Below are 19,956 nucleotides of genomic sequence, written 5' to 3' on the forward strand. Positions count from 1 at the left end.
GCCACTTGACTCACGACGACACGGCGTTGTCGTGGCAAACGACTTGAACGCGCCGTAATTGCTCCCCAACTTCCTCCAGCGTCGAGACGCAAAGGGGGGAGCAGCTTGAGCAGGATCGATGTCTTCGTGGCGCCGAGGCCAAATCCGGCGCTGATCAGGGCCATGACGACAGTCAACCGGATCGTCATGCTGCGGGGGATACCGGGTTTTCGTGATATCTTACCCTTCAACCGCCTGGCCGGGCTGCGGGGCGTCGCCAATGTCCGCCATATCGATTTTCCCCACGCCGACCTCGAGCGGCTGAGGGCCAGTTGCGGAGCGGGGAAGGCAACCTTCATCACGCCCAATCATCCCGAGTTCTTCACCGACTGGATGATCGACAAGGAGATCGTGTCGCAGGTCAGCCCGCTTGCTGCGTCCTGGGCAACGAATGGCGTCGTCAACGGGCTTGGCCGGCTGATGCAGAAATTCTGGCTGGCCAACAACCTGATCGCCCAGATTCCCGGCAACAGCGGGGCAGCCAAGGAACACTCCGTCGCCTGGGCATTGAAAGGCCATGGCGTGCTGCTGCATCCAGAAGGCGGCGTCGGCTGGCATGCCAACATCGTGGCGCCGTTGCTGCCGGGCGCCGTCGAGATGGGGCTTGAGGCGCTCAAGCGAGGTCGGGCCACGGATCCAGATTTCAAGGTCTGGATCGCGCCGGTCGTCTGGAAACTGGTCTTCACCAGGAATGTCGAAGCGGCGCTGGCGAAGGAATGCACCTTTGTCGAGAAAAACCTGAAAATAGAACGCCAAGCGACCGACACGCTGCCACAGCGCATCCACCATATCTATTCGACGCTGCTGGCCCGCGACGAAGCCGGGTGGAGCCTGTCATCCGAAGAGGGCGCGAGCTATGCCGGGCGCCAGAAGGCTTTGGTCGCCGAACTCAGCCGTCGGCTTGGCCAGGCCATTTCTCCAGACACCGCCGTCCCCGACACCACCGAGCTTCTGAGGCTGGCGCGTCGTTCGCAGCGCGAAAACACCGGCGATGCGGACGAGCAAAAGAAGGTCCGCGCGCTCGCCGACACGATTCAGAGGCTGCAACGCGTCGGGTCGTGGGCCTCGGCCAATCCGCGCATCACGCAGGAGGAGATCGCCGAGCACCTGAAGCGGATCCGCAACGACTATTGCCGGAGCGGATTGCGCGACACGATGAACCGGCTCATTCCGCAGCCGGCCGGACCGCGCTGCGCCTACATCCGGGTACCCGATCCACTTGGCTTGCATGAGCATGCCGGCTCGGTCGACGATGCGGTTGCCGAGTTGCACCGTCGCATGCAGGCCACAGTCGCCAGCACGGTGGCTGAGCTTACGGCCGGTGGCAGCTTCATTTTCTATCCGAATCCATTCTATCGTCACTGACATTCACACGGGCCATGTGGCCGATCGTCATTCGCTTGCGAAAAATGGCGGATTGCGAAGAATGAAAGGCAGACAGCAAGCTTCATGGCAGTCTATGTCGACGCGGCGATCTGGAACTGGGCTGGCCATCGCTGGTGCCATCTGATGGCTGACGACACCGACGAGTTGCATCGCTTCGCCGCGCAACTCGGCCTCAAGCGCTCATCCTATCAGGGGCCGCCCAAGACTTCGGCGCCGCACTATGACATAACCGGCTTCGAGCGCGACCGTGCGGTGCGGCTCGGCGCTTTCGAATGCAGCCGCGAGGAGATCGTCGCGATCTTCCGGCGGGTGCGGGTGCCCAATGGAAAGGCTCGGCGATGACACCAACGGCATTTCTGGCTTATTGCGCCGCGATCACGCTTGCAGCCGCAACACCGGGACCGGCGATGTTCGCGGTCATAACCAATGGTGTGTCGCGCGGGTTTCTTCGTGCGTTCGTGGCCGGGGTCGGCGTCGCCGCCGGCGATGCCGTGCTGGTCACCCTGGCGTTGCTCGGACTGGTGGCGTTGGCCCAGACTTTCGAATGGGTTTTTCTCCTGCTGAAATACGCGGGCGCTACCTATCTGGTTTTCCTCGGCATCAGGATGTGGCGAGCCGCCGCCACGCAATCGGATGAACCACAGGCGTCGCAGGCGCGATTGTCACGGTCGTTCTTCCTCGGCGCATCCATTGCGCTGGGCAATCCGAAGGCGATCCTGTTCCATGCTTCGATCATGCCGCTGATCCTGAACCTCAACACCATGACCCTTGCCGACGGACTGCTGGTGGTCGCGGTCGTCATCAGCGTCAACATCCTCACCATGGGTATCTATGCTGCACTTGCCGGGCGGGCTGCGGGCTGGTTCAGGACGCCGAGACGCATGCGGCTGATGAACAGGTTTGCCGGCAGCGCGATGATCGGCACAGGAGCGCTGATTGCCGCACGCTGAGCGGTGAAACGCCACACGGCTTGCGTTTGTCGCGCATCCCCTCTATATGCGCGCTCATTCCACACACGGACTTTGGTGTCTGCCCGGGAGAAATCCGGCTGAAACCTCCGGTGGCGTTCGAGGACAAAGTCCAAAAATGCCTGTGTCCGTGGAGGCTAACCGGAAAGGAACTAAGAATGGCTCTGCCTGATTTCAGCATGCGCCAGCTTTTGGAAGCTGGCATTCACTTCGGCCACCAGACCCACCGCTGGAACCCGAAAATGGCGCCCTACATCTATGGCGCCCGTAACAACATCCACATCATCGACCTCTCGCAGACGGTGCCTTTGCTGCACCAGGCACTGAAGCAGGTTTCCGACACTGTCGCCAAGGGCGGCCGCGTGCTGTTCGTCGGCACCAAGCGCCAGGCGTCCGACATCGTCGCCGATGCGGCACAGCGTTCGGCCCAGTACTATGTCAATTCACGTTGGCTCGGCGGCATGCTGACCAACTGGAAGACGATCTCGAACTCGATCCAGCGCCTGCGCAAGCTCGACGAGATGCTGGCCGGCGAGGCCCAGGGCCTCACCAAGAAGGAGCGCCTCAACCTCGACCGCGAGCGCGAGAAGCTCGACAAGGCGCTGGGCGGCATCAAGGACATGGGCTCGACGCCCGACCTGATGTTCGTCATCGACACCAACAAGGAAGCGATCGCAATCCTCGAGGCCAAGCGCCTCGGCATCCCGGTCGTCGCCATCATCGATTCGAACTGCGACCCGGACAAGATCGACTTCCCGATCCCCGGCAATGACGACGCTGCCCGCGCCATCCAGCTCTATTGCGACCTGATCGCCAAGGCTGCGATCGACGGCATCGCCCGCCAGCAGGGTGCACTCGGCGTCGACATCGGCGCTTCGGTCGAAGCTCCGGTCGAACCGGCTCTCGATCCGGCTCCGGCATCGGAAGCCCCCGAAGCTTAACAATCGAAGGCCGGTTGCGGCCTTCATCTTTCTCATATTTTGGCACGCTAAACAGACGCATCATCGAGGTTCGATGGTGCGTCGGTGCATTTAAAACAAAGAGGCGACAATGAGCATTTCGGCTGCACAGGTCAAAGAACTCCGCGACTTGACCGGCGCGGGCATGATGGATTGCAAGGCGGCGTTGAACGAAACCAACGGCAACATGGAAGAGGCCATCGACTGGCTGCGCAAGAAGGGCATTTCCAAGGCTGACAAGAAGGCCGGCCGCACCGCGGCTGAGGGCCTGATCGGCGTCGATTCCGGCCCGCGCGAAGCTGCCGTCGTCGAAGTCAATTCCGAGACCGACTTCGTTGCTCGCAATGCTGCATTCCAGGAGATCGTTGCCAATGTGGCCAAGGTCGCGCTCGCCTATGGCGGCAAGACCGACGCGGTTGCAGCGGCCAAGTATCCGGGTTCGGACAAGTCGGTCACCGACACCATCAAGGACGCCGTCGGCACCATCGGCGAGAACCTGGGCTTCCGCCGTTCGGCCAAGCTCACCGTTCCGCATGGCGCCGTCGCCACCTACGTCCACAACGCGGTTGCCGATGGCCTTGGCAAGCTCGGCGTGCTGGTCGCGATCGAGACCACGGGCAACGAGCATGCGGCCAACGCGTTTGCGCGTCAGGTCGCGATGCATGTCGCCGCCACCAGCCCGATGGCGCTGACCACCGAAGAACTCGATCCGGCGGCAATCGAGCGCGAGAAGGCGATCTTCTCCGATCAGGCACGCCAGTCCGGCAAGCCGGAAGCGATCATCGAGAAGATGGTCGAAGGCCGTCTGCGCAAGTTCTACGAGGAAGTCGTCCTTCTGAAGCAGGCCTTCGTGCTCAATCCCGACATCACCGTCGAGAAGGCGCTGAAGGATGCCGAGAAGGACATCGGCGCCCCGGCCAAGATCACCGCCTATCTGCGCTTTGCGCTGGGCGAAGGCATCGAGAAGGAAGAGACCGATTTCGCGGCGGAAGTCGCGGCGGCGGTCAAGAAGTAAGCTGCCGCGGCAGCTGTCCTTCTAACGAATTTTATCGGCCGGGTGTCCGCAGGGATGCCCGGCCGATTTCTTGTGCGGTGTCGATGAAAGCCCTGAGCTTTGGCGCCATCGACGCCCGGCGGGGAAAATAGAGGAACAGCCCCGGCTCGTCGATCGCGGCTTCGCGCAGCACCTCGATCAGCCGGCCGGCCTGGATATCGGCCCGCACCAGCGGCTCGAACAGATAGGCCAGCCCGATGCCGGCCAGCGCCATGTCGCGCGCCGACAGCGGATCGGTGACGACGACGCTGCCACGCGTTTCGACGCCGATATCCTTGCCCTGGTCGGACAGATCCCAGCGGTAGAGCGCGCGCGATCGCAACAGCCGATAGCCGATGCAATTATGGCTGGAGAGATCAGCCAGCGTTCGCGGCTTTCCGTGGCGGCCAACATAGGCGGGGGAGGCGACGATGATCGTTCGGAACGGCTCGGTCAGCCGCACCGTCACCATATCCTCGGCAATCATCTCGCCCAGCCTTATGCCGGCGTCGAAGCCCTCGCCGACAATGTCACTCAGGCGCTCGTCGGTGAACACTTCCACCGTCACCTCGGGATAGCGCTCGGCCATTGCCGACAGGATGGGCATCAAGGCGAGCGGCAACGCCAGGCGCGGCACATTGATCTTGAGCAGGCCGCTCGCCCTGCCTTTCACCGAGCGAATCCGCTCGATCCGATCCGCGATATCCTCCAGGGCAGGCTCCGCTGCCGCCACAAGCGCCTCACCGGCCTCAGTCAAGGCAACGCTTCGCGTGGTGCGGGCAAACAGCGGCTGGCCGATCCTCTCTTCGACAAGGCGCACCGCGTGGCTGACAGCCGAAGGGCTCATGCCAAGTTCCGCGGCGGCCGACGCAAAGCCGCCACGCCGCGCCACGGCGACGATGACGGGAAGATGGCTGAGCAGGTCGCGATCCATTCATGCATGATATCGCATAGTCTGTGCAGATAATGCAATCTTCTCGACGCCGGCGGGCTGGCCCACATTGTCGCCAACAGATCGGCGGCGGCCGATGCGTAAAGGAGAAGAGACATGAATGCATTGAAGTACGCGACCTTCGCGGCGGGTATTGCGCTGGCGCCGGTCGATGCCGGCGGAGCCGAGCCATCCCGCGAAATGACGCCCGCCGATGAGCGCGCGGTCATCCGTATCGCCGATGCCATCGATCGTGCCGTCGATGCACAGGATTGGCGGCTGGCCCGCAGCTATTTCGCCGACCGTGTCACCGTCGACTTCAGCAGCCTGAGCGGACAGCCCTCGGCCACCATCGCTTCGGACGATCTGATCGGGACCTGGGCAGCGAATCTCAGGGGCAGCAAGACCAGCCTGCATCTTCGTACCAACCACCAGGTCGCCATCGACGGCGACGCCGCGACCGTGTCCTCCAATGGCTATGCCTGGAACCGGATGGAAGGCAATGGCGACCCGCTCTGGGAAGTCTGGGGCACTTACGAACACCACCTGACCCGTTCGGGCGCGGGTTGGATGGTGGACGGCTTCAGATTCCGCATGACGCATGAGCGCGGCAATCCGTGGGTCAAGGCGACCCCCGGACAGGATCAGCATTGAACAGGATCGGAACGACATCATGACCATGTCCTACTACACCCTTGGCAACAGCGGGCTACGAGTCACCCGCCTGGCACTCGGGACCATGACCTTCGGCACCGAATGGGGCTGGGGTGCCGACAAGGAGACGGCGCGCGCCCTGGTCGATGCCTATGTCGAGGCAGGCGGGAATTTCTTCGACACCGCCGACGCCTATACCGGCGGCACCTCCGAGACCTGGCTTGGCGAGTTCATCGCCGAGCGCGGCCTGCGCGACAAGGCGGTGATCAGCACCAAGTTCAGCATGAATCTGGAGCAGGGCAATCCGAATGCCGGCGGCAATGGCCGCAAGAACATCATCCGCGCCGTCGAAAGCTCGCTGAAGCGGCTCGGTACCGACTATATCGATCTCTATATCCTGCATGCCTGGGACAGGCTGACGTCGCCGGAAGAGGTGATGCGGACGCTTGACGATCTGGTGCGCGCCGGAAAGATCCGCCATGTCGGCCTCTCCGACGTCCCCGCCTGGTACGCGAGCAGGGCGCAATCCGTCGCCGAGCAACGCGGCTATGAACCGGTTTCGGCGCTGCAGCTCGAATATTCGCTGGCCGAGCGCAACATCGAGCATGAATTCGTGCCGTTCGGCACGCGCTACGGCGCCGGCATCATGGCCTGGAGCCCGCTGGCAAGCGGCCTTCTGAGTGGCAAATATCGTTCGGATACAATCAATAAGGCCGGCGGCAGGCTGGAGACGATGCGCGGCTCGAGCAATCCGGGCTTTCAGAAATTCAGCGACCGCAACTGGGCAATCGTTGCCGAACTGGAAAAGGTTGCCGGCGAGCTTGGCCGCGGCATGGCCCAGATCGCCTTGAACTGGGCGGCGACAAGGCCAGGTGTCGCCTCGGTGATCATCGGTGCGACCAGGCTGGATCAGCTCAAGGACAATCTCGGCGCGCTCGATTTCGAGATTCCGCGAGAGCTTCTGGTACGGCTCGACGCAGTCAGCCGGCCAGTCACGCCGTTTCCATATTCGTTCTTCGGACCGGAAATCCAGGGCGGCCTCACCGGGGGCCAGGCGGTCGGCGGCAAGCCGATGGGCTACTTCCCGGACCTGCTGATAGAGGGCGCTTTTGCCGGCGTCAGCTAATGATTGGCTGAGCGTCTCGATCTCGAATTTCCGGCTCGGGCGCCGCGTGACATCGCGGCGCCCTTCGTGTATCGGAACACGGCATCGCGCCATGTTTCGGGGCGGCGCCTGCGCGAGGGTAGCCACCCGGAACGCGTCACATGCAAAATGACGAGGACCAGATGACGGTGAAGCCCCTCTACCGACGTGTCTTGTTGAAAGCGTCGGGCGAAGCGTTGATGGGCGAACAGCATTTCGGCATCGACGTTTCGGTGGTGGATCGCATCGCCGCCGATATCGCCGAAGCCCGCGCACTGGGCATCGAGGTCGGCGTCGTCATCGGCGGCGGCAACATCTTTCGCGGCGTGGCCGTTGCCTCCAAGGGCGGTGACCGCGTCACCGGCGACCACATGGGCATGCTTGCCACGGTCATCAATTCACTGGCGCTGCGCACGTCATTGAACAAGATCGGCGTCGACGCCGTGGTGCTTTCTGCGATTGCCATGCCCGAACTCTGCGAGAGTTTCTCACAGCGCCAGGCAACCGCCTACATGAACCAGGGCAAGGTGGTGATCTTTGCCGGCGGCACCGGCAATCCGTTCTTCACCACTGATTCGGCGGCTGCACTTCGTGCGGCCGAAATCGGCGCCGACGCGCTGTTCAAGGGCACTCAGGTCGACGGTGTCTACTCGGCCGACCCGAAGAAGGACCCGGATGCGACGCGTTTCGAGCGCATCAGCCATGGTGAAGTCATAAAACGCGGCCTCTCCATCATGGATACGGCTGCGATTGCACTTGCGCGCGAAAACAACATTCCGATAATCGTCTATTCGATCCACGAAAAAGGTGGGTTTGGCGATATTCTAAGGGGCGGCGGCCGCTGCACGGTCGTCGCGGACGATTGATCCTGGGGCCTGGTCCCGAAAAAGGGATGACGGTTTTCGAAAATCAGGCTCGAACACGGGGCCTTGCCCCAAAGCAGTGAACCCGCGCTAGACGGGTCGAGGAGATTAAGATGAGTGGTGTGTACGACGATCTCAAGCGGCGCATGGACGGGGCAATCGCCGCGTTCAAACATGATCTGGCTTCGCTGCGGACCGGTCGCGCCTCCAGCAATCTGCTCGACGCGATCCAGGTGCAGGCCTATGGCACCACCATGCCAATCAACCAGGTCGCCAACGTCTCGGTGCCGGAACCGCGCATGATTTCGGTGTCGGTCTGGGACAAGTCGATGGTCGGCGCGGTCGACCGCGCCATCCGCGAATCCAATCTGGGCTTCAACCCGATCGTCGACGGCACCAATCTCAGGATTCCGCTGCCCGAGCTCAACGAACAGCGCCGCAAGGAACTGGTCAAGATCTCGCATGGCTACGCCGAGAACGCCCGCGTCGCCGCTCGCCACGTGCGCCGCGATGGCATGGACTTCCTGAAGAAGGCGGAAAAGGACGGCGACATCAGCGAGGACGATCAGCGCAAGCGTTCCGAACAGGTCCAGAAACTTACCGACGAAACGATCAGCACCATCGACCACCTGCTTTCCGATAAGGAAGCTGAAATCATGCAGGTTTAGGGTTTTGGCCATCGGCTGACCCGAAAGCGAGAACATGGCAACGCCCGCGCATGTCGCGATCATCATGGACGGAAACGGACGCTGGGCCAAAGCGCGCGGCATGCCTCGTCTTGCTGGCCATCGGGCCGGTGTCGAAGCGCTGCGCAAGACGGTGCGCGCCGCACCCGGGCTCGGCATCTCCTTCCTGACTGTCTATGCCTTCTCGTCGGAGAACTGGTCGCGGCCGAAGTCCGAGGTCAGCGACCTGATGGGCCTGCTGAAACTGTTCATCCGCCGTGATCTCGCCGATTTGCACCAGAGCGGTGTGCGGGTCAGAATCATCGGTGACAGGGCAGGGCTGCAATCCGACATCAGGGGGCTGCTCGACGAGGCCGAATCGCTGACCGCCGCAAATGAAGCGCTGACCCTGGTGATCGCCTTCAACTATGGCGGACGCGACGAGATCGTGCGGACGGCGCGCAAGCTTGCCGCAGCCGTGGCCCGTGGCGAACTCGACAGCGAGGCGATATCCGCCGAAAGCTTTGCCGGCGCACTCGACACGCAAGGCATCCCCGACCCGGAACTGGTCATCCGCACCAGTGGTGAGCTGCGGCTGTCGAACTTCCTCCTGTGGCAGGCTGCCTATAGCGAGCTCGTCTTCCTGCCTTGCTACTGGCCCGACTTCAGCCGCGAGCATCTTGCCGAGGCCCTGCGCGAATTTGCCAGCCGCGAACGCCGATTCGGCGGACTTGGCTCGCAGGACGTTGCCTCGCGACCGGCCGCAGGATGAGCAATCTCCAGCTTCGCGTCATTTCGGCAGTCGTGCTTGCCATCATTACCCTTAGCTTGACCTGGTTTGGGGGGCTGCCGTTCCGGTTGCTGTGTGCCGTGATGGCGGCGGTGATTTTCTATGAATGGACACGCATGTCGCGCCCGGCCGAGGCCACGGGCCTGGGTTTCCTGCCGGAAGCGCTGCTGGTTGTTTTCATTGGGGCCTTGATTGCCGGCCTTGCCGCATCGTGGCTGCTGCCGCTTGTCGTGGTGGCGGTTGCCGCAGTGGCGATTGCCGCCTCGGTTCGCAAGACCGGACGATGGGACGCGGCCGGTCTTGCCTATGCCAGTGTTTCCGGCCTGTCGCTTGCCCTGTTGCGCGACGGGGATCGTTCAGGCCTCGTCGCCATCCTGTTCCTGTTCGCGGTCGTCTGGGCCACCGATATCTTTGCCTATTTCGTTGGCCGTACGGTCGGCGGCCCAAAACTGGCGCCGTCGATCTCTCCCGGCAAGACACGCAGCGGCGCGCTCGGCGGCGCTGTCGGCGGAGTTGTGGCCGGGCTCATCCTGGCCGCGGTTGCCGGCGTCGGCAATCTGGCGTTGCTCGGCCTTGTGGCGCTCGTGCTGTCGATTGTCGCCCAGGCTGGCGACCTGTTTGAATCCTGGATCAAGCGCCGCCACGGTCGCAAGGATTCGGGTGCGCTCATCCCCGGCCACGGCGGCGTCATGGACCGTGTCGACGGGCTTGTCGCGGCGGCTTTCGCCCTATACGTCATCGGCTGGATTTCGGCGACCGCCGATCATCCGGCGCAGGGGCTGTTTCCGGTTTGAGAGGCGTCATTTCAGGGCTCGATGCGCGCCGCGCCTTGGATTCGCCTGGATTGATGCCACAGTCACGGCGCTATCCGCGCCGCGGAAGAATTTGAGGGTTTATCTTGAACGAGATTCTTCACGCGCTTTTCAGCACACAAGGCTTCGTCCTTGGCACGCTCGTGCCGTTCCTCTTTGTGCTGACCGTGGTCGTGTTCGTCCATGAAATGGGCCACTACCTCATCGGGCGCTGGTGTGGCATCGGGGTCAAGGCCTTCTCGATCGGCTTCGGCCCGGAGCTTTTCGGCTTCAGCGACAGCCACGGCACGCGCTGGAAACTGTGCGCGATACCGCTTGGCGGCTATGTCAAATTCGTCGGCGACATGAACGCCACATCGAGTCAGCCGACTTCGGAAGAGATCGAGACGCTGACCGAGGAGGAACGCAAGGTCGCTTTTCACACGCAGCCGATCTGGAAGCGCGCGGCGACGGTCGTCGCCGGGCCGCTGTTCAATTTCCTGCTGACGATCGTCGTCTTCACCGTGTTGTTTTCCGCCTATGGCCGCTATGTCGCCGAGCCGATGGTCGCCGAGGTGACGGCTGACAGCCCGGCGGCGAAAGCCGGCATCCTGCCCGGTGACCGATTCGTCAGCGTCGACGGCAGCAAGGTCGAAACCTTTGGTGACGTCCAGCGTCTGGTTTCCGGCCGTGCCGGCGACGCCATCACCTTCGTCATGCTGCGCGACGGCAAGGAGGTCACGGTGACCGCGGCGCCGCGGCTGATGGAACAGGAAGACGCGCTCGGCAACAAGGTCAAGGTTGCCGTGATCGGCGTCGTCAACAACAAGGAACTCGGCCAGCCCCGCCTCGTCACCTACACGCCCGTCGGGGCGGTTGCCGCGGCAGTCGAGGAGACTGGGCATGTCATTCAGCGCACTGGTCAGTTCCTGCAGCGTTTCGTTGTCGGGCGTGAGGATAAATGTCAGCTGGGCGGCCCGGTGAAGATCGCCGACATGGCCGGCAAGGCAGCGAAACTTGGGTTCGAATGGCTCGTGCAACTGATTGCACTGCTGTCTGTCGGCATCGGGTTTCTGAACCTTTTGCCGATTCCCCCCCTCGACGGCGGCCATCTCTTGTTCTACGGGGTGGAGGCCGTCATTCGCCGTCCGGTGTCGGATCGGATGATGGAAATGGCCTATCGGGCCGGGTTGCTTCTGGTGCTGTGCTTCATGGGTTTCGTTTTCTGGAACGATCTGTTTGGATGCTGAAATCATGAAGAAATTTGGCTTTGGCATGGACGTTGTTGAGACGCCGTTTACCATGCCCCGGAATATGAGTGACGCGAAAGCCACGCCGCAAGGTTAAGTAAATTCAAATTAACCAGAAGCCTTGCGTGTAGGGAAAATCCGGTTAATACGGTAGGAGAAATTACCGCACGTCCGGTTTTCTCGCCGTGGGGACTACGAGAAAAGGTTATTAAGCCCGATGAAGGCAGCATCCAAGTTTCTGAGCGCCGCGTCCGCGGTGACCCTGTCTGCGGCCCTTGTGGTGCCAGGCGCGCTCGCAGTGCAGTTCGTTGCCACATCGGCGGCCGAAGCCGCTGTCGTCAGCAGAGTAGAAGTGAGCGGCAACCAGCGTATCGACGCTGAAACCATCCGCAATTACATCACCATCAAGCCGGGCAAAGCTTTCTCCAGCTCCGATATCGACAGCGCGGTCAAGGCGCTGTTCGGCACCGGCCTGTTCTCGGATGTGCAGATCAATCAGGTCGGCTCGACACTGGTGGTCAAGGTTGCCGAATACCAGGTCGTGAACCAGGTGCTGTTCCAGAACAACAAGAAGCTCAAGGACAACGCGCTTGAGATGGCGGTGCAGTTGAAGCCGCGCGGAACGTTTTCGCAGGCGACGCTCGACTCCGACGTCGAAGCGGTCAAGGCTGCCTACAGGCGCATCGGTCGCGACGATGTGACCGTGACCACGCAGGTCATGCAGCTTGGCGATAACCGCGTGAACGTCGTCTTCAACATCAGTGAAGGCGATCGCACTCAGATCGCGGCGATCAATTTCGTCGGCAACAGCGCCTATTCCAGCCGCCGCCTGTCGGATGTGATCAACACCAAGCGTTCGTCCTGGGTTTCGTTCATTCTGCGCGACGACGTCTATGACGACGACAAGCTGCGCGCCGACCAGGAGCTGCTGCGCCGCTTCTATTACAATCACGGCTATGCCGATTTCCAGGTCGTGTCCGCCGTCGGCGAACTCGACAGTGCGACGAACAAGTACACGGTCACCATCACCGTCCAAGAAGGCGACCGCTACACGTTCGGCGATGTCAGCGTCGAAAGCACCATCCCGGAAGTCGACTCGAAGTCTCTGGAATCGGTGGTCGAGACCCGCAAGGGCGACGTCTACAATGCCAAGGACGTCGAGGACACCATCATCGCGCTGACCGAGAAGGTGGCCGGTTCCGGCTATGCCTTCGCGCAGGTGACGCCGCGCGGCGACCGCAATTTCGAGAACCACACCATTTCGGTGGTCTACACCATCGACCAGGGCACCAAAGCCTATATCGAACGCATCGAGATCCGCGGCAACGACCGCACGCGTGATTATGTCATTCGCCGCGAGTTCGACGTCAGCGAAGGTGACGCCTTCAATCAAGTTCTCATCCAGCGCGCGAAGAAGCGCCTGGAAAACCTGAATTACTTTGAAAAAGTCGATATCTCGACCGTTCCAGGCTCGCAGCCTGACCAAGTCGTGCTGGTGGTCGACGTTGTCGAAAAATCGACCGGCGAATTCTCGGTCGGCGCCGGCTACTCGACCGGTGGAGACACGGCGGGTCCGTCCATCGAAGGATCGATCACCGAGCGCAACTTCCTAGGCCGCGGCCAATTTATCAAGCTGTCGGCAGGCGGCGGCAAGAATTCGCGCGACTACAGCCTGTCCTTCACCGAACCCTATTTCCTCGGACGGCGCATCGCCGCCGGCTTCGATATCTTCCAACAGACCCGGAATTACGATCACTACGATAGCGAGACCACGGGTGCGACGGTGCGCTTCGGCCTGCCGATCACCAACAGCATCTCGACGCAGTTGGCGTACAACATCGCCCGGGAAAAGTACGAGTACGACGACGGTTGCGATGACAATGGAGACGGCGTGCTGGGCGACTGCGATGTTTCGCAGGCGATCGTTCAAGGTATCGAGGAAAGCCCCTGGATCAAGTCGTCGGTCAGCCTGGGGCTGGTCTACAACACCATCGACGACATGAAGAACCCGCACGAAGGCATCTATGCCACAACGACGGCCGAATTTGCCGGCCTCGGTGGCGACGCCAAGTATGTGAAGCTGACTGGGCGCGGCAGCATCTATCAGACGCTTTCAGAGCAGTTCGATCTGGTTGGCCTCCTCTCGGCTGGCGCGGGTCATGTCGAGGGTTACGGCGGCGACGGCGGTTTGCGTATCTTCGATCAGTTCCAGAGCACCGACCGCATGATCCGTGGTTTCGAATATGGCGGCATTGGCCCTGTGGACAGTGTTACGGGTGACCATCTCGGCGGCACGACTTATTTTAATGCCTCGGCCGAAGCCCAGTTCCCGCTGCCAGTCATTCCGGAGAGCTTCGGGCTGCGCGGCGCGGTGTTCGCGGACGCAGCAACGCTCTATGGCACCAAGATCGAGAATGCGGCTGTCACCCAGACGTCGACTGACCTGAAGCTGCGCGCCTCGGTCGGCCTCGGCTTGATGTGGGCATCGCCGTTCGGTCCGATCCGTATCGACTATGCGATCCCGGTCAAGAAGGAAGCGACCGACAACGTGCAGGAGTTCAATTTCGGCATATCGACCCGCTTCTGATCGACGGCCAACGATGCTCCCGGATTTTTCAGGTCCGGGAGAGATGTTCCGACCTAGCTGGATATAGCTTCTGGAATGACCGATCCGGTGTTCTTCGCGCCATCACGCCGGTATACGGCGGGCGAAGTCGCGAATCTGACCGGCTCGGTGCTTGTCGATTCCGGCCAATCCCATATCTCGATCGAAGCGCTCGCGCCGGCCAATGAGGGCGGCGAGAATGCGCTCGTTTTCGTCGATGGCAAACGCAATTCCGCGCTGATGCTGTCGCTGCGGGCGGCCGCGGTCCTGTGTCCGGCGGAATTCGCCAGCAAGGCGCCGGCCGGCATCGCGGTACTCATTCATCCGCGTCCGCAACAGGCCTTCGCGCTGGTCGGCCGTCTGCTGTTCCCGACGGCCGCGACACCGGGACCAATGACCAGTGAAACCGGTGTCTCGCCGCATGCTCATATCGATCCGACCGCGCATGTCGAGGCAGGTGCTGTCATCGAGGCAGGTGCCGTCATCGGGCCGGGTGCTTCGATCGGCGGCGGTACGGTCATCGCGCCCAACGCTGTCATCGGACAATCCTGCCAGATCGGCCGCGACGGCTATGTCGGTCCAGGCGCCAGCATCCAGTATGCCTTGATCGGCAACCGCGTCATCATCCATGGAGGCGCCAGGATCGGCCAGGATGGTTTTGGCTTCGTCGGCGGCGCCAAGGGACCCGAACGCGTGCCGCAGGTCGGCCGTGTCGTTATCCAGGACGATGTCGAGATCGGCTCCAACACCACCGTCGATCGCGGCGCCATGTCCGATACGATCATAGGCCAGGGCACCAAGATCGACAATCTCGTACAGATCGCCCATAACGTCCGCATCGGCCGCAATTGCATAATAGCCGGGCTTTCGGGTATCTCGGGTTCCGTGATCGTGGGTGACAATGTCACCATGGGCGGCGGCGTCGGGCTTGCGGATCACCTGACCATCGGGTCTGGGGCCAAGCTCGCCGCCAGAAGTGGGTTTATGAGCAATGTCCCTGCAGGCGAGATCTGGGGTGGTTATCCGGCACAGCCGATGGCGGAAGCCATGCGGGAGATAGCCATGCTGCGCAAGCTCGCCAGGACCCGCAAACAGGGCGAGGGAGGCAATGGCTGACATGATCGCTTCGACTACGCTGGAAGCGGTCGACATTATGGGGCTCATGAAGCTCCTGCCGCACCGCTATCCGTTCCTGATGATCGATCGCATCGTCGACATCGATGGCGACGAGTCCGCCGTCGGCATCAAGAACGTGACCATAAACGAGCCGCATTTTCAGGGCCATTTCCCCGAGCAGCCGGTGATGCCGGGAGTGCTCATCGTCGAGGCGATGGCGCAGACGGCCGGCGCCATCTGCATCCGCAGCCTGCGCACTGAAAAGCCGTCATTGGTCTATTTCCTGACCATCGACAATGCCAAATTCCGCAAACCGGTCGTTCCCGGCGACCAGTTGAGGATCCATGTCAAGAAAATCAAGAAACGCGGCAACCTGCTGAAATTCGCTTGTGAAGCCATGGTCGACGGCGCCAAGGCGGCCGAGGCCGAGATTTCAGCCATGATGGTCACCAGCGACTGACGATCGAATGCTTATGAAAATCAAGACATCCATTCATGCTTCCGCTGTCGTGGAGGAGGGCGCCCAAATCGGTCAAGGCGTGCGCATTGGGCCGTTTTGTCATGTCGGCGCCGATGCGGTGATCGGCGACGGCGTCGAACTGGTCAGCCATGTCTCGGTGATGGGCGCGACCACCATCGGTGCCTCGACCAAGGTCTACCCGATGGCAATACTGGGCGGGCCGCCGCAGAACACCAAGCACAAGGGCGGCCGCACCACTTTGGTCATCGGCACGAACTGCACGATCCGCGAAGGCGTGACCATGCATCTCGGCACCGATTCCAGCCGCGGGGAGACGACGATCGGCGACAATGGCAATTTCCTTGCCTACGCCCACATCGCCCATGATTGCGTCGTCGGCGACAATGCGACGTTCGCCAACGGAGCGACGCTGGGCGGCCACTGCGAGGTCGGCAACAACGTCTATATTGGCGGACTGACGGCGGTTCATCAGTTTGTCCGTGTCGGCGACAATGCCTTTCTGGGCGGCTGCTCAGCGATCGTGGGCGATGTCATTCCCTATGCCATCGCGGTTGGCAATCGCGCCAGTCTGCGCGGCCTCAACATCATTGGCCTGAAGCGTTCTGGCCTGCCGAGGTCCGAAATCCATGTGCTGCGCAAGGCTTACAAGATGATCTTCGATCGCTCTCGCACCGTTGGCGAGAACATCGAATTCGCCAAGGCCGAATTCGCGTCGTCGCCGACCGCCATGAAGATCGTCGATTTCATCACCAGTCGCGGCAAGCGGCATTATGCGGTGCCGTCGCTCAAGGGCGGCGATGGCGACGATGTCGATGACGAAGGCTGAGACCGCGGCAGCCGGTCTTGATCTCCCATCGGGCGCCAGGGTCGGCATCATCGCCGGCGGCGGCAGCCTGCCGGTCGAAGTCGCGGCCGGTGCGGCGCAACGAGGCCATCCTCCCTTTGTCATCCTGATGGAAGGCGAGGTGGACCGCATGGCGGAGCTCTCCCGGTATGAGCATGAAAGCCTCGCTCTGGAAGGTATCGGCTCGCTGATACCCTTGTTGAGGCGGCACCGGATTACCCACCTGGTGCTTGCGGGCGAGATCAAGCGCAGGCCACGATTGCTTGCGCTGCGGCCCAGTCTCAGCCTGCTCGCGGTGATTCCCCTGGTGGTCATGGCGCTGGCGCGTGGCGACGATGGCTTGCTGAAGGTGGTGGCACGAGGTCTCGAAGCACGAGGCATAAAGATCGTCGGCGCCCACGAGATCGTGCCAGACCTCGTCGCCGCCGAGGGTGTCCTGACCAAGGCCTCGCCACGCAAATCGGACTGGCTCGACATCGAGGCAGGCCTTGCAGCGGCAAAGGCGATTGGGGCGCTGGATATTGGCCAGGCGGCGATCGCAGTCGGTGGCCGCACTATTGCACTCGAAGGCATCGAGGGAACAGCCGGACTGCTTGATCGCGCGAAGCTGTTGCGTGGCCACGGCCGTATCGCGGGCAAGACCCGCGGCGTGCTGGTCAAATGCGCCAAGCCTGGCCAGGAACTGCGTGCGGATCTTCCTTCCATCGGTCCGCAGACGATCGAGGCGGTACATGCGGCCGGGCTTGCCGGCATTGCCGTCGAGGCGGGACGTTCGCTGGTTCTCGAAGGCCCTGAAACCGTCGCGCGCGCCAACGCCCTCGGCCTGTTCGTCATCGGTCTGCCTGCCGCTACGGAGCCGCATCATGCCTGACAGGGCATTGAAGATTGCGATTGTTGCCGGCGAAGAGTCGGGCGATCTGCTTGGCGCCGACATCGTGCGTTCGCTCAAGCAGGCTACCAGGCGCGAGGTGGAGCTCGTCGGCCTCGGCGGCCGCCATTTGCAGGCGCTGGGACTGACGTCGCCGTTCGATGCCGGCGAGATCGCCCTGATGGGTTTCAGCGCCATTCTACGCGACCTGCCACGCCTGATGCGGCGGATCAACCAGCTGGCCAAAACTGTTGCGGACGAGAAGCCCGATTGCCTCGTCACCATCGACAGTCCTGACTTCTCGTTGCGCGTCGCCAGGAAGGTGCGTGGGGCCAATCCGTCGATCCCGATCATCCACTATGTCTGCCCAAGCGTGTGGGCATGGCGGCCGGGCAGGGCGGTGGCCATGAAGCCCTATGTCGACCATGTACTCTGCATCCTGCCGTTCGAGGTGAAGGAACTCGAACGACTGGGCGGCCCGCCCGGAACCTATGTCGGGCATCGCCTCACCCATGATGCAGGCGTGCTCGGTGCTGCCAAGGCGCAGGATCTGCCGCGCGATCTTGCGTCTCCGGATCGCGTCAAGACACTGCTCGTCCTGCCTGGTTCGAGGCGCGGCGAGGTGCGACGGCTGCTCGAGCCGTTCGGCGAGACGGTGTCGATGCTGCATGCGCGCGGGCATCGCCTGCGGCTGCTGCTGCCGACCGTCCCGCATGTCGCCGACCTCGTCAGGGCCTCGGTCACACGGTGGGATGAGAAACCCGAGATTATCCTTGATACCCAACGCAAATGGCAGGCCTTCGGCAAGGCCGATGCGGCGCTGATCGCGTCGGGGACGGTATCGCTGGAGCTGGCGCTGGCCGGTGTGCCGATGGTCTCCTGCTACAGACTCGATCCCGTCGCGCGCGTCGTGGCGCCTTACCTGTTGTCCGTCTGGTCGGCGCTGTTGCCCAACCTGATCGCGGATCGGGCGCTGGTCCCGGAATTCTATAATGAGTACGTCAAGCCGAACAATCTGACCCGGCAACTGGAAGCGCTGTTTGCCGACAGCGGGATGCGCGCCTGGCAGAAGCAAGGTTTTGCCGAGATTACCCGGCGCATGGCGACCGACAAGCCGTCCGGCGAGATCGCGGCGGGTGTCGTGCTTCGTCACATAAAAAAAGCGCCCTGACGGGCGCCTTTCTCAATCCGGAAAGCCTCGATCACCGCTTGGCGATCGGCACGTAGTCACGCTCCGGCGCACCGGTATAGAGCTGGCGCGGGCGGCCGATCTTCTGGCGCGGGTCCTCGATCATCTCCTTCCACTGCGCGATCCAGCCGACGGTGCGGGCGACCGCGAACAAGACGGTGAACATCGTGGTGGGGAAGCCCAGCGCCTTAAGCGTGATGCCGGAATAGAAGTCGACATTCGGGTAGAGTTTCTTCTCAATGAAATAGGGATCGGTCAGCGCGATCTTTTCCAGCTCCATGGCGATATCGAGCAGCGGATCGTCCTTGATGCCGAGCTCGCCCAGCACCTCATGCGCCGTCTTCTGCATGATCTTGGCGCGCGGATCGTAGTTCTTGTAGACGCGGTGGCCAAAGCCCATCAGCCGGAACGGGTCGTTCTTGTCCTTGGCGCGAGCGATGAATTCCGGGATGTGGTCGACATGGCCGATTTCGCCCAGCATGTTGAGCGCCGCTTCATTGGCGCCGCCATGGGCCGGGCCCCACAGGCAAGCGATGCCGGCGGCGATGCAGGCGAACGGGTTGGCACCCGATGAGCCGGCAAGACGCACGGTCGAGGTCGAGGCGTTCTGCTCGTGATCGGCATGCAGGATGAAGATGCGCTCCATGGCGCGCGCCAGCACCGGATTGATCTTGTACTCCTCGCACGGCACGGCGAAGCACATATGCAGGAAGTTGGCGGCGAAGTTCAGCTCGTTCTTCGGGTAAATGAAGGGCTGGCCGATATGGTATTTGTAGGCCATCGCCGCGATCGTCGGCATCTTGGCGATCAGCCGCATGGAGGCAACCATGCGCTGGTAGGGGTCGGAGATGTCGGTGGAGTCGTGGTAGAAGGCCGACAGCGCGCCAACGACGCCGCACATCACCGCCATCGGGTGCGCGTCTCGGCGGAAGCCGGTGAAGAAGCGCGACATCTGCTCGTGCACCATGGTGTGGCGCGTCACGCGGTAATCGAAATCGTCCTTCTGCGCCTTGGTCGGCAATTCGCCATAGAGCAGGAGATAGCAGACCTCGAGGAAGTCGCCGTGTTCGGCCAACTGGTCGATCGGATAGCCGCGGTGCAAGAGGATGCCGGCGTCGCCGTCGATGAAGGTGATTTCGGACTCGCAGCTTGCGGTCGAGGTGAAGCCGGGATCGTAGGTGAAGGCGCCGGTGGTGCTGTAGAGCGAGGCGATGTCGATGACATCAGGCCCGACCGAGCCGCTTCGCACCTTGAACTCGTGCGTCTTGCCGGCGAATTCAAGCGTTGCCGTGGCCTCGTGGGTGTTGCCGCCCAAATCCAGTTTTTTCGCAGCTTCGGTCATTGCAAACTCCTTCTTGTTTCCTCATGCCGGCAAAGGCA

At 62.2% G+C, this 19,956-nt stretch carries 20 protein-coding genes; 18 read left to right on the forward strand and 2 right to left on the reverse strand.

The genetic code is table 11. The annotated features are described in order from the left end of the window. Positions 1-105: 105 nt before the first annotated feature. From AC1D08_RS30005 to tsf, 5 genes are all read left to right on the forward strand, one after another. On the forward strand, positions 106-1,404 hold the full coding sequence (locus tag AC1D08_RS30005) for a lysophospholipid acyltransferase family protein (protein ID WP_457152198.1): 1,299 nt from the start codon (positions 106-108) through the stop codon (positions 1,402-1,404). A gap of 84 nt (positions 1,405-1,488) precedes the next feature. Beyond that, a complete protein-coding gene (locus AC1D08_RS30010; protein WP_095081470.1) occupies positions 1,489-1,767 on the forward strand; it encodes a DUF4031 domain-containing protein in 279 nt (92 codons plus the stop codon). Continuing rightward, a complete protein-coding gene (locus AC1D08_RS30015; RefSeq protein ID WP_457152197.1) occupies positions 1,764-2,375 on the forward strand; it encodes a LysE family translocator in 612 nt (203 codons plus the stop codon). Before AC1D08_RS30010 ends, AC1D08_RS30015 begins: the two co-directional genes overlap by 4 nt. Positions 2,376-2,551: 176 nt before the next feature. Then, positions 2,552-3,334 carry a 30S ribosomal protein S2 gene (gene rpsB, locus AC1D08_RS30020; protein WP_023777441.1) on the forward strand — a complete coding sequence of 261 codons (783 nt, stop codon included), beginning with the start codon at positions 2,552-2,554 and terminating at the stop codon, positions 3,332-3,334. A gap of 109 nt (positions 3,335-3,443) precedes the next feature. Continuing rightward, on the forward strand, positions 3,444-4,367 hold the full coding sequence (gene tsf / locus AC1D08_RS30025; RefSeq protein WP_457152196.1) for a translation elongation factor Ts: 924 nt from the start codon (positions 3,444-3,446) through the stop codon (positions 4,365-4,367). Positions 4,368-4,398: 31 nt separating this feature from the next. On the opposite strand, the gene AC1D08_RS30030 is transcribed toward tsf, so the two are convergent. Continuing rightward, positions 4,399-5,319: a LysR family transcriptional regulator gene (locus AC1D08_RS30030; protein WP_457152195.1), complete on the reverse strand. Its 921-nt coding sequence runs from the start codon at positions 5,317-5,319 to the stop codon at positions 4,399-4,401. Positions 5,320-5,433: 114 nt separating this feature from the next. Between AC1D08_RS30030 and AC1D08_RS30035 the strand changes: the two genes are divergently transcribed. The 13 genes from AC1D08_RS30035 (at position 5,434) to lpxB (ending at position 18,558) form a co-directional block, all read left to right on the forward strand. Continuing rightward, positions 5,434-5,970, forward strand: a complete 537-nt coding sequence (locus AC1D08_RS30035) for a nuclear transport factor 2 family protein (protein ID WP_457152194.1) — start codon at positions 5,434-5,436, stop codon at positions 5,968-5,970. Between the two features lie 19 nt (positions 5,971-5,989). After that, entirely contained in the window at positions 5,990-7,096 is a 1,107-nt protein-coding gene (locus AC1D08_RS30040; protein WP_457152193.1) for an aldo/keto reductase, read from the forward strand. A 161-nt stretch (positions 7,097-7,257) separates the two neighbouring features. Next, a complete protein-coding gene (gene pyrH / locus AC1D08_RS30045; RefSeq protein WP_013895365.1) occupies positions 7,258-7,980 on the forward strand; it encodes a UMP kinase in 723 nt (240 codons plus the stop codon). Between the two features lie 110 nt (positions 7,981-8,090). After that, the gene (frr, locus tag AC1D08_RS30050; protein ID WP_457154608.1) at positions 8,091-8,645 is read left to right on the forward strand and encodes a ribosome recycling factor; all 555 of its coding nucleotides are present in this window, start codon (positions 8,091-8,093) and stop codon (positions 8,643-8,645) included. A gap of 34 nt (positions 8,646-8,679) precedes the next feature. Further along, positions 8,680-9,414, forward strand: a complete 735-nt coding sequence (locus tag AC1D08_RS30055) for an isoprenyl transferase (RefSeq protein ID WP_095081447.1) — start codon at positions 8,680-8,682, stop codon at positions 9,412-9,414. Further along, on the forward strand, positions 9,411-10,226 hold the full coding sequence (locus AC1D08_RS30060; RefSeq protein ID WP_457154609.1) for a phosphatidate cytidylyltransferase: 816 nt from the start codon (positions 9,411-9,413) through the stop codon (positions 10,224-10,226). Before AC1D08_RS30055 ends, AC1D08_RS30060 begins: the two co-directional genes overlap by 4 nt. 104 nt (positions 10,227-10,330) lie before the next feature. Next, positions 10,331-11,473 carry an RIP metalloprotease RseP gene (gene rseP, locus AC1D08_RS30065; RefSeq protein ID WP_477227264.1) on the forward strand — a complete coding sequence of 381 codons (1,143 nt, stop codon included), beginning with the start codon at positions 10,331-10,333 and terminating at the stop codon, positions 11,471-11,473. Between the two features lie 217 nt (positions 11,474-11,690). Beyond that, on the forward strand, positions 11,691-14,060 hold the full coding sequence (gene bamA, locus AC1D08_RS30070) for an outer membrane protein assembly factor BamA (protein ID WP_477227263.1): 2,370 nt from the start codon (positions 11,691-11,693) through the stop codon (positions 14,058-14,060). A 75-nt stretch (positions 14,061-14,135) separates the two neighbouring features. Further along, entirely contained in the window at positions 14,136-15,194 is a 1,059-nt protein-coding gene (gene lpxD / locus AC1D08_RS30075) for a UDP-3-O-(3-hydroxymyristoyl)glucosamine N-acyltransferase (protein WP_477227262.1), read from the forward strand. Further along, entirely contained in the window at positions 15,187-15,654 is a 468-nt protein-coding gene (gene fabZ / locus AC1D08_RS30080) for a 3-hydroxyacyl-ACP dehydratase FabZ (protein ID WP_095081436.1), read from the forward strand. The genes lpxD and fabZ overlap by 8 nt, the downstream gene beginning before the upstream one ends. Positions 15,655-15,667: 13 nt before the next feature. Continuing rightward, positions 15,668-16,501: an acyl-ACP--UDP-N-acetylglucosamine O-acyltransferase gene (lpxA, locus tag AC1D08_RS30085; protein WP_457152564.1), complete on the forward strand. Its 834-nt coding sequence runs from the start codon at positions 15,668-15,670 to the stop codon at positions 16,499-16,501. Next, complete coding sequence (locus AC1D08_RS30090; RefSeq protein ID WP_457152565.1) at positions 16,488-17,390, forward strand: LpxI family protein; 903 nt, start codon at positions 16,488-16,490, stop codon at positions 17,388-17,390. Before lpxA ends, AC1D08_RS30090 begins: the two co-directional genes overlap by 14 nt. Further along, positions 17,383-18,558, forward strand: a complete 1,176-nt coding sequence (gene lpxB, locus AC1D08_RS30095; RefSeq protein WP_457152566.1) for a lipid-A-disaccharide synthase — start codon at positions 17,383-17,385, stop codon at positions 18,556-18,558. The genes AC1D08_RS30090 and lpxB overlap by 8 nt, the downstream gene beginning before the upstream one ends. 31 nt (positions 18,559-18,589) lie before the next feature. Here lpxB and gltA read toward each other — a convergent pair whose 3' ends face one another. After that, entirely contained in the window at positions 18,590-19,918 is a 1,329-nt protein-coding gene (gltA, locus tag AC1D08_RS30100; protein ID WP_095081430.1) for a citrate synthase, read from the reverse strand. Positions 19,919-19,956: the final 38 nt, after the last annotated feature.

This window comes from Mesorhizobium sp. P2_E6, from assembly GCF_056403835.1.

Coding starts and splice junctions, on each gene's coding strand:
- lpxB (WP_457152566.1), top strand. CDS start 17,383: ATGCCTGACAGGGCATTGAAGATTGCGATTGTTGCCGGCGAAGAGTCG.
- AC1D08_RS30090 (WP_457152565.1), top strand. CDS start 16,488: ATGACGAAGGCTGAGACCGCGGCAGCCGGTCTTGATCTCCCATCGGGC.
- lpxD (WP_477227262.1), top strand. CDS start 14,136: ATGACCGATCCGGTGTTCTTCGCGCCATCACGCCGGTATACGGCGGGC.
- AC1D08_RS30055 (WP_095081447.1), top strand. CDS start 8,680: ATGGCAACGCCCGCGCATGTCGCGATCATCATGGACGGAAACGGACGC.
- AC1D08_RS30010 (WP_095081470.1), top strand. CDS start 1,489: ATGGCAGTCTATGTCGACGCGGCGATCTGGAACTGGGCTGGCCATCGC.
- pyrH (WP_013895365.1), top strand. CDS start 7,258: ATGACGGTGAAGCCCCTCTACCGACGTGTCTTGTTGAAAGCGTCGGGC.
- lpxA (WP_457152564.1), top strand. CDS start 15,668: ATGAAAATCAAGACATCCATTCATGCTTCCGCTGTCGTGGAGGAGGGC.
- tsf (WP_457152196.1), top strand. CDS start 3,444: ATGAGCATTTCGGCTGCACAGGTCAAAGAACTCCGCGACTTGACCGGC.
- AC1D08_RS30030 (WP_457152195.1), bottom strand. CDS start 5,319: ATGGATCGCGACCTGCTCAGCCATCTTCCCGTCATCGTCGCCGTGGCG.
- gltA (WP_095081430.1), bottom strand. CDS start 19,918: ATGACCGAAGCTGCGAAAAAACTGGATTTGGGCGGCAACACCCACGAG.
- fabZ (WP_095081436.1), top strand. CDS start 15,187: ATGGCTGACATGATCGCTTCGACTACGCTGGAAGCGGTCGACATTATG.
- AC1D08_RS30035 (WP_457152194.1), top strand. CDS start 5,434: ATGAATGCATTGAAGTACGCGACCTTCGCGGCGGGTATTGCGCTGGCG.
- AC1D08_RS30060 (WP_457154609.1), top strand. CDS start 9,411: ATGAGCAATCTCCAGCTTCGCGTCATTTCGGCAGTCGTGCTTGCCATC.
- rpsB (WP_023777441.1), top strand. CDS start 2,552: ATGGCTCTGCCTGATTTCAGCATGCGCCAGCTTTTGGAAGCTGGCATT.
- AC1D08_RS30040 (WP_457152193.1), top strand. CDS start 5,990: ATGACCATGTCCTACTACACCCTTGGCAACAGCGGGCTACGAGTCACC.
- bamA (WP_477227263.1), top strand. CDS start 11,691: ATGAAGGCAGCATCCAAGTTTCTGAGCGCCGCGTCCGCGGTGACCCTG.
- AC1D08_RS30015 (WP_457152197.1), top strand. CDS start 1,764: ATGACACCAACGGCATTTCTGGCTTATTGCGCCGCGATCACGCTTGCA.
- frr (WP_457154608.1), top strand. CDS start 8,091: ATGAGTGGTGTGTACGACGATCTCAAGCGGCGCATGGACGGGGCAATC.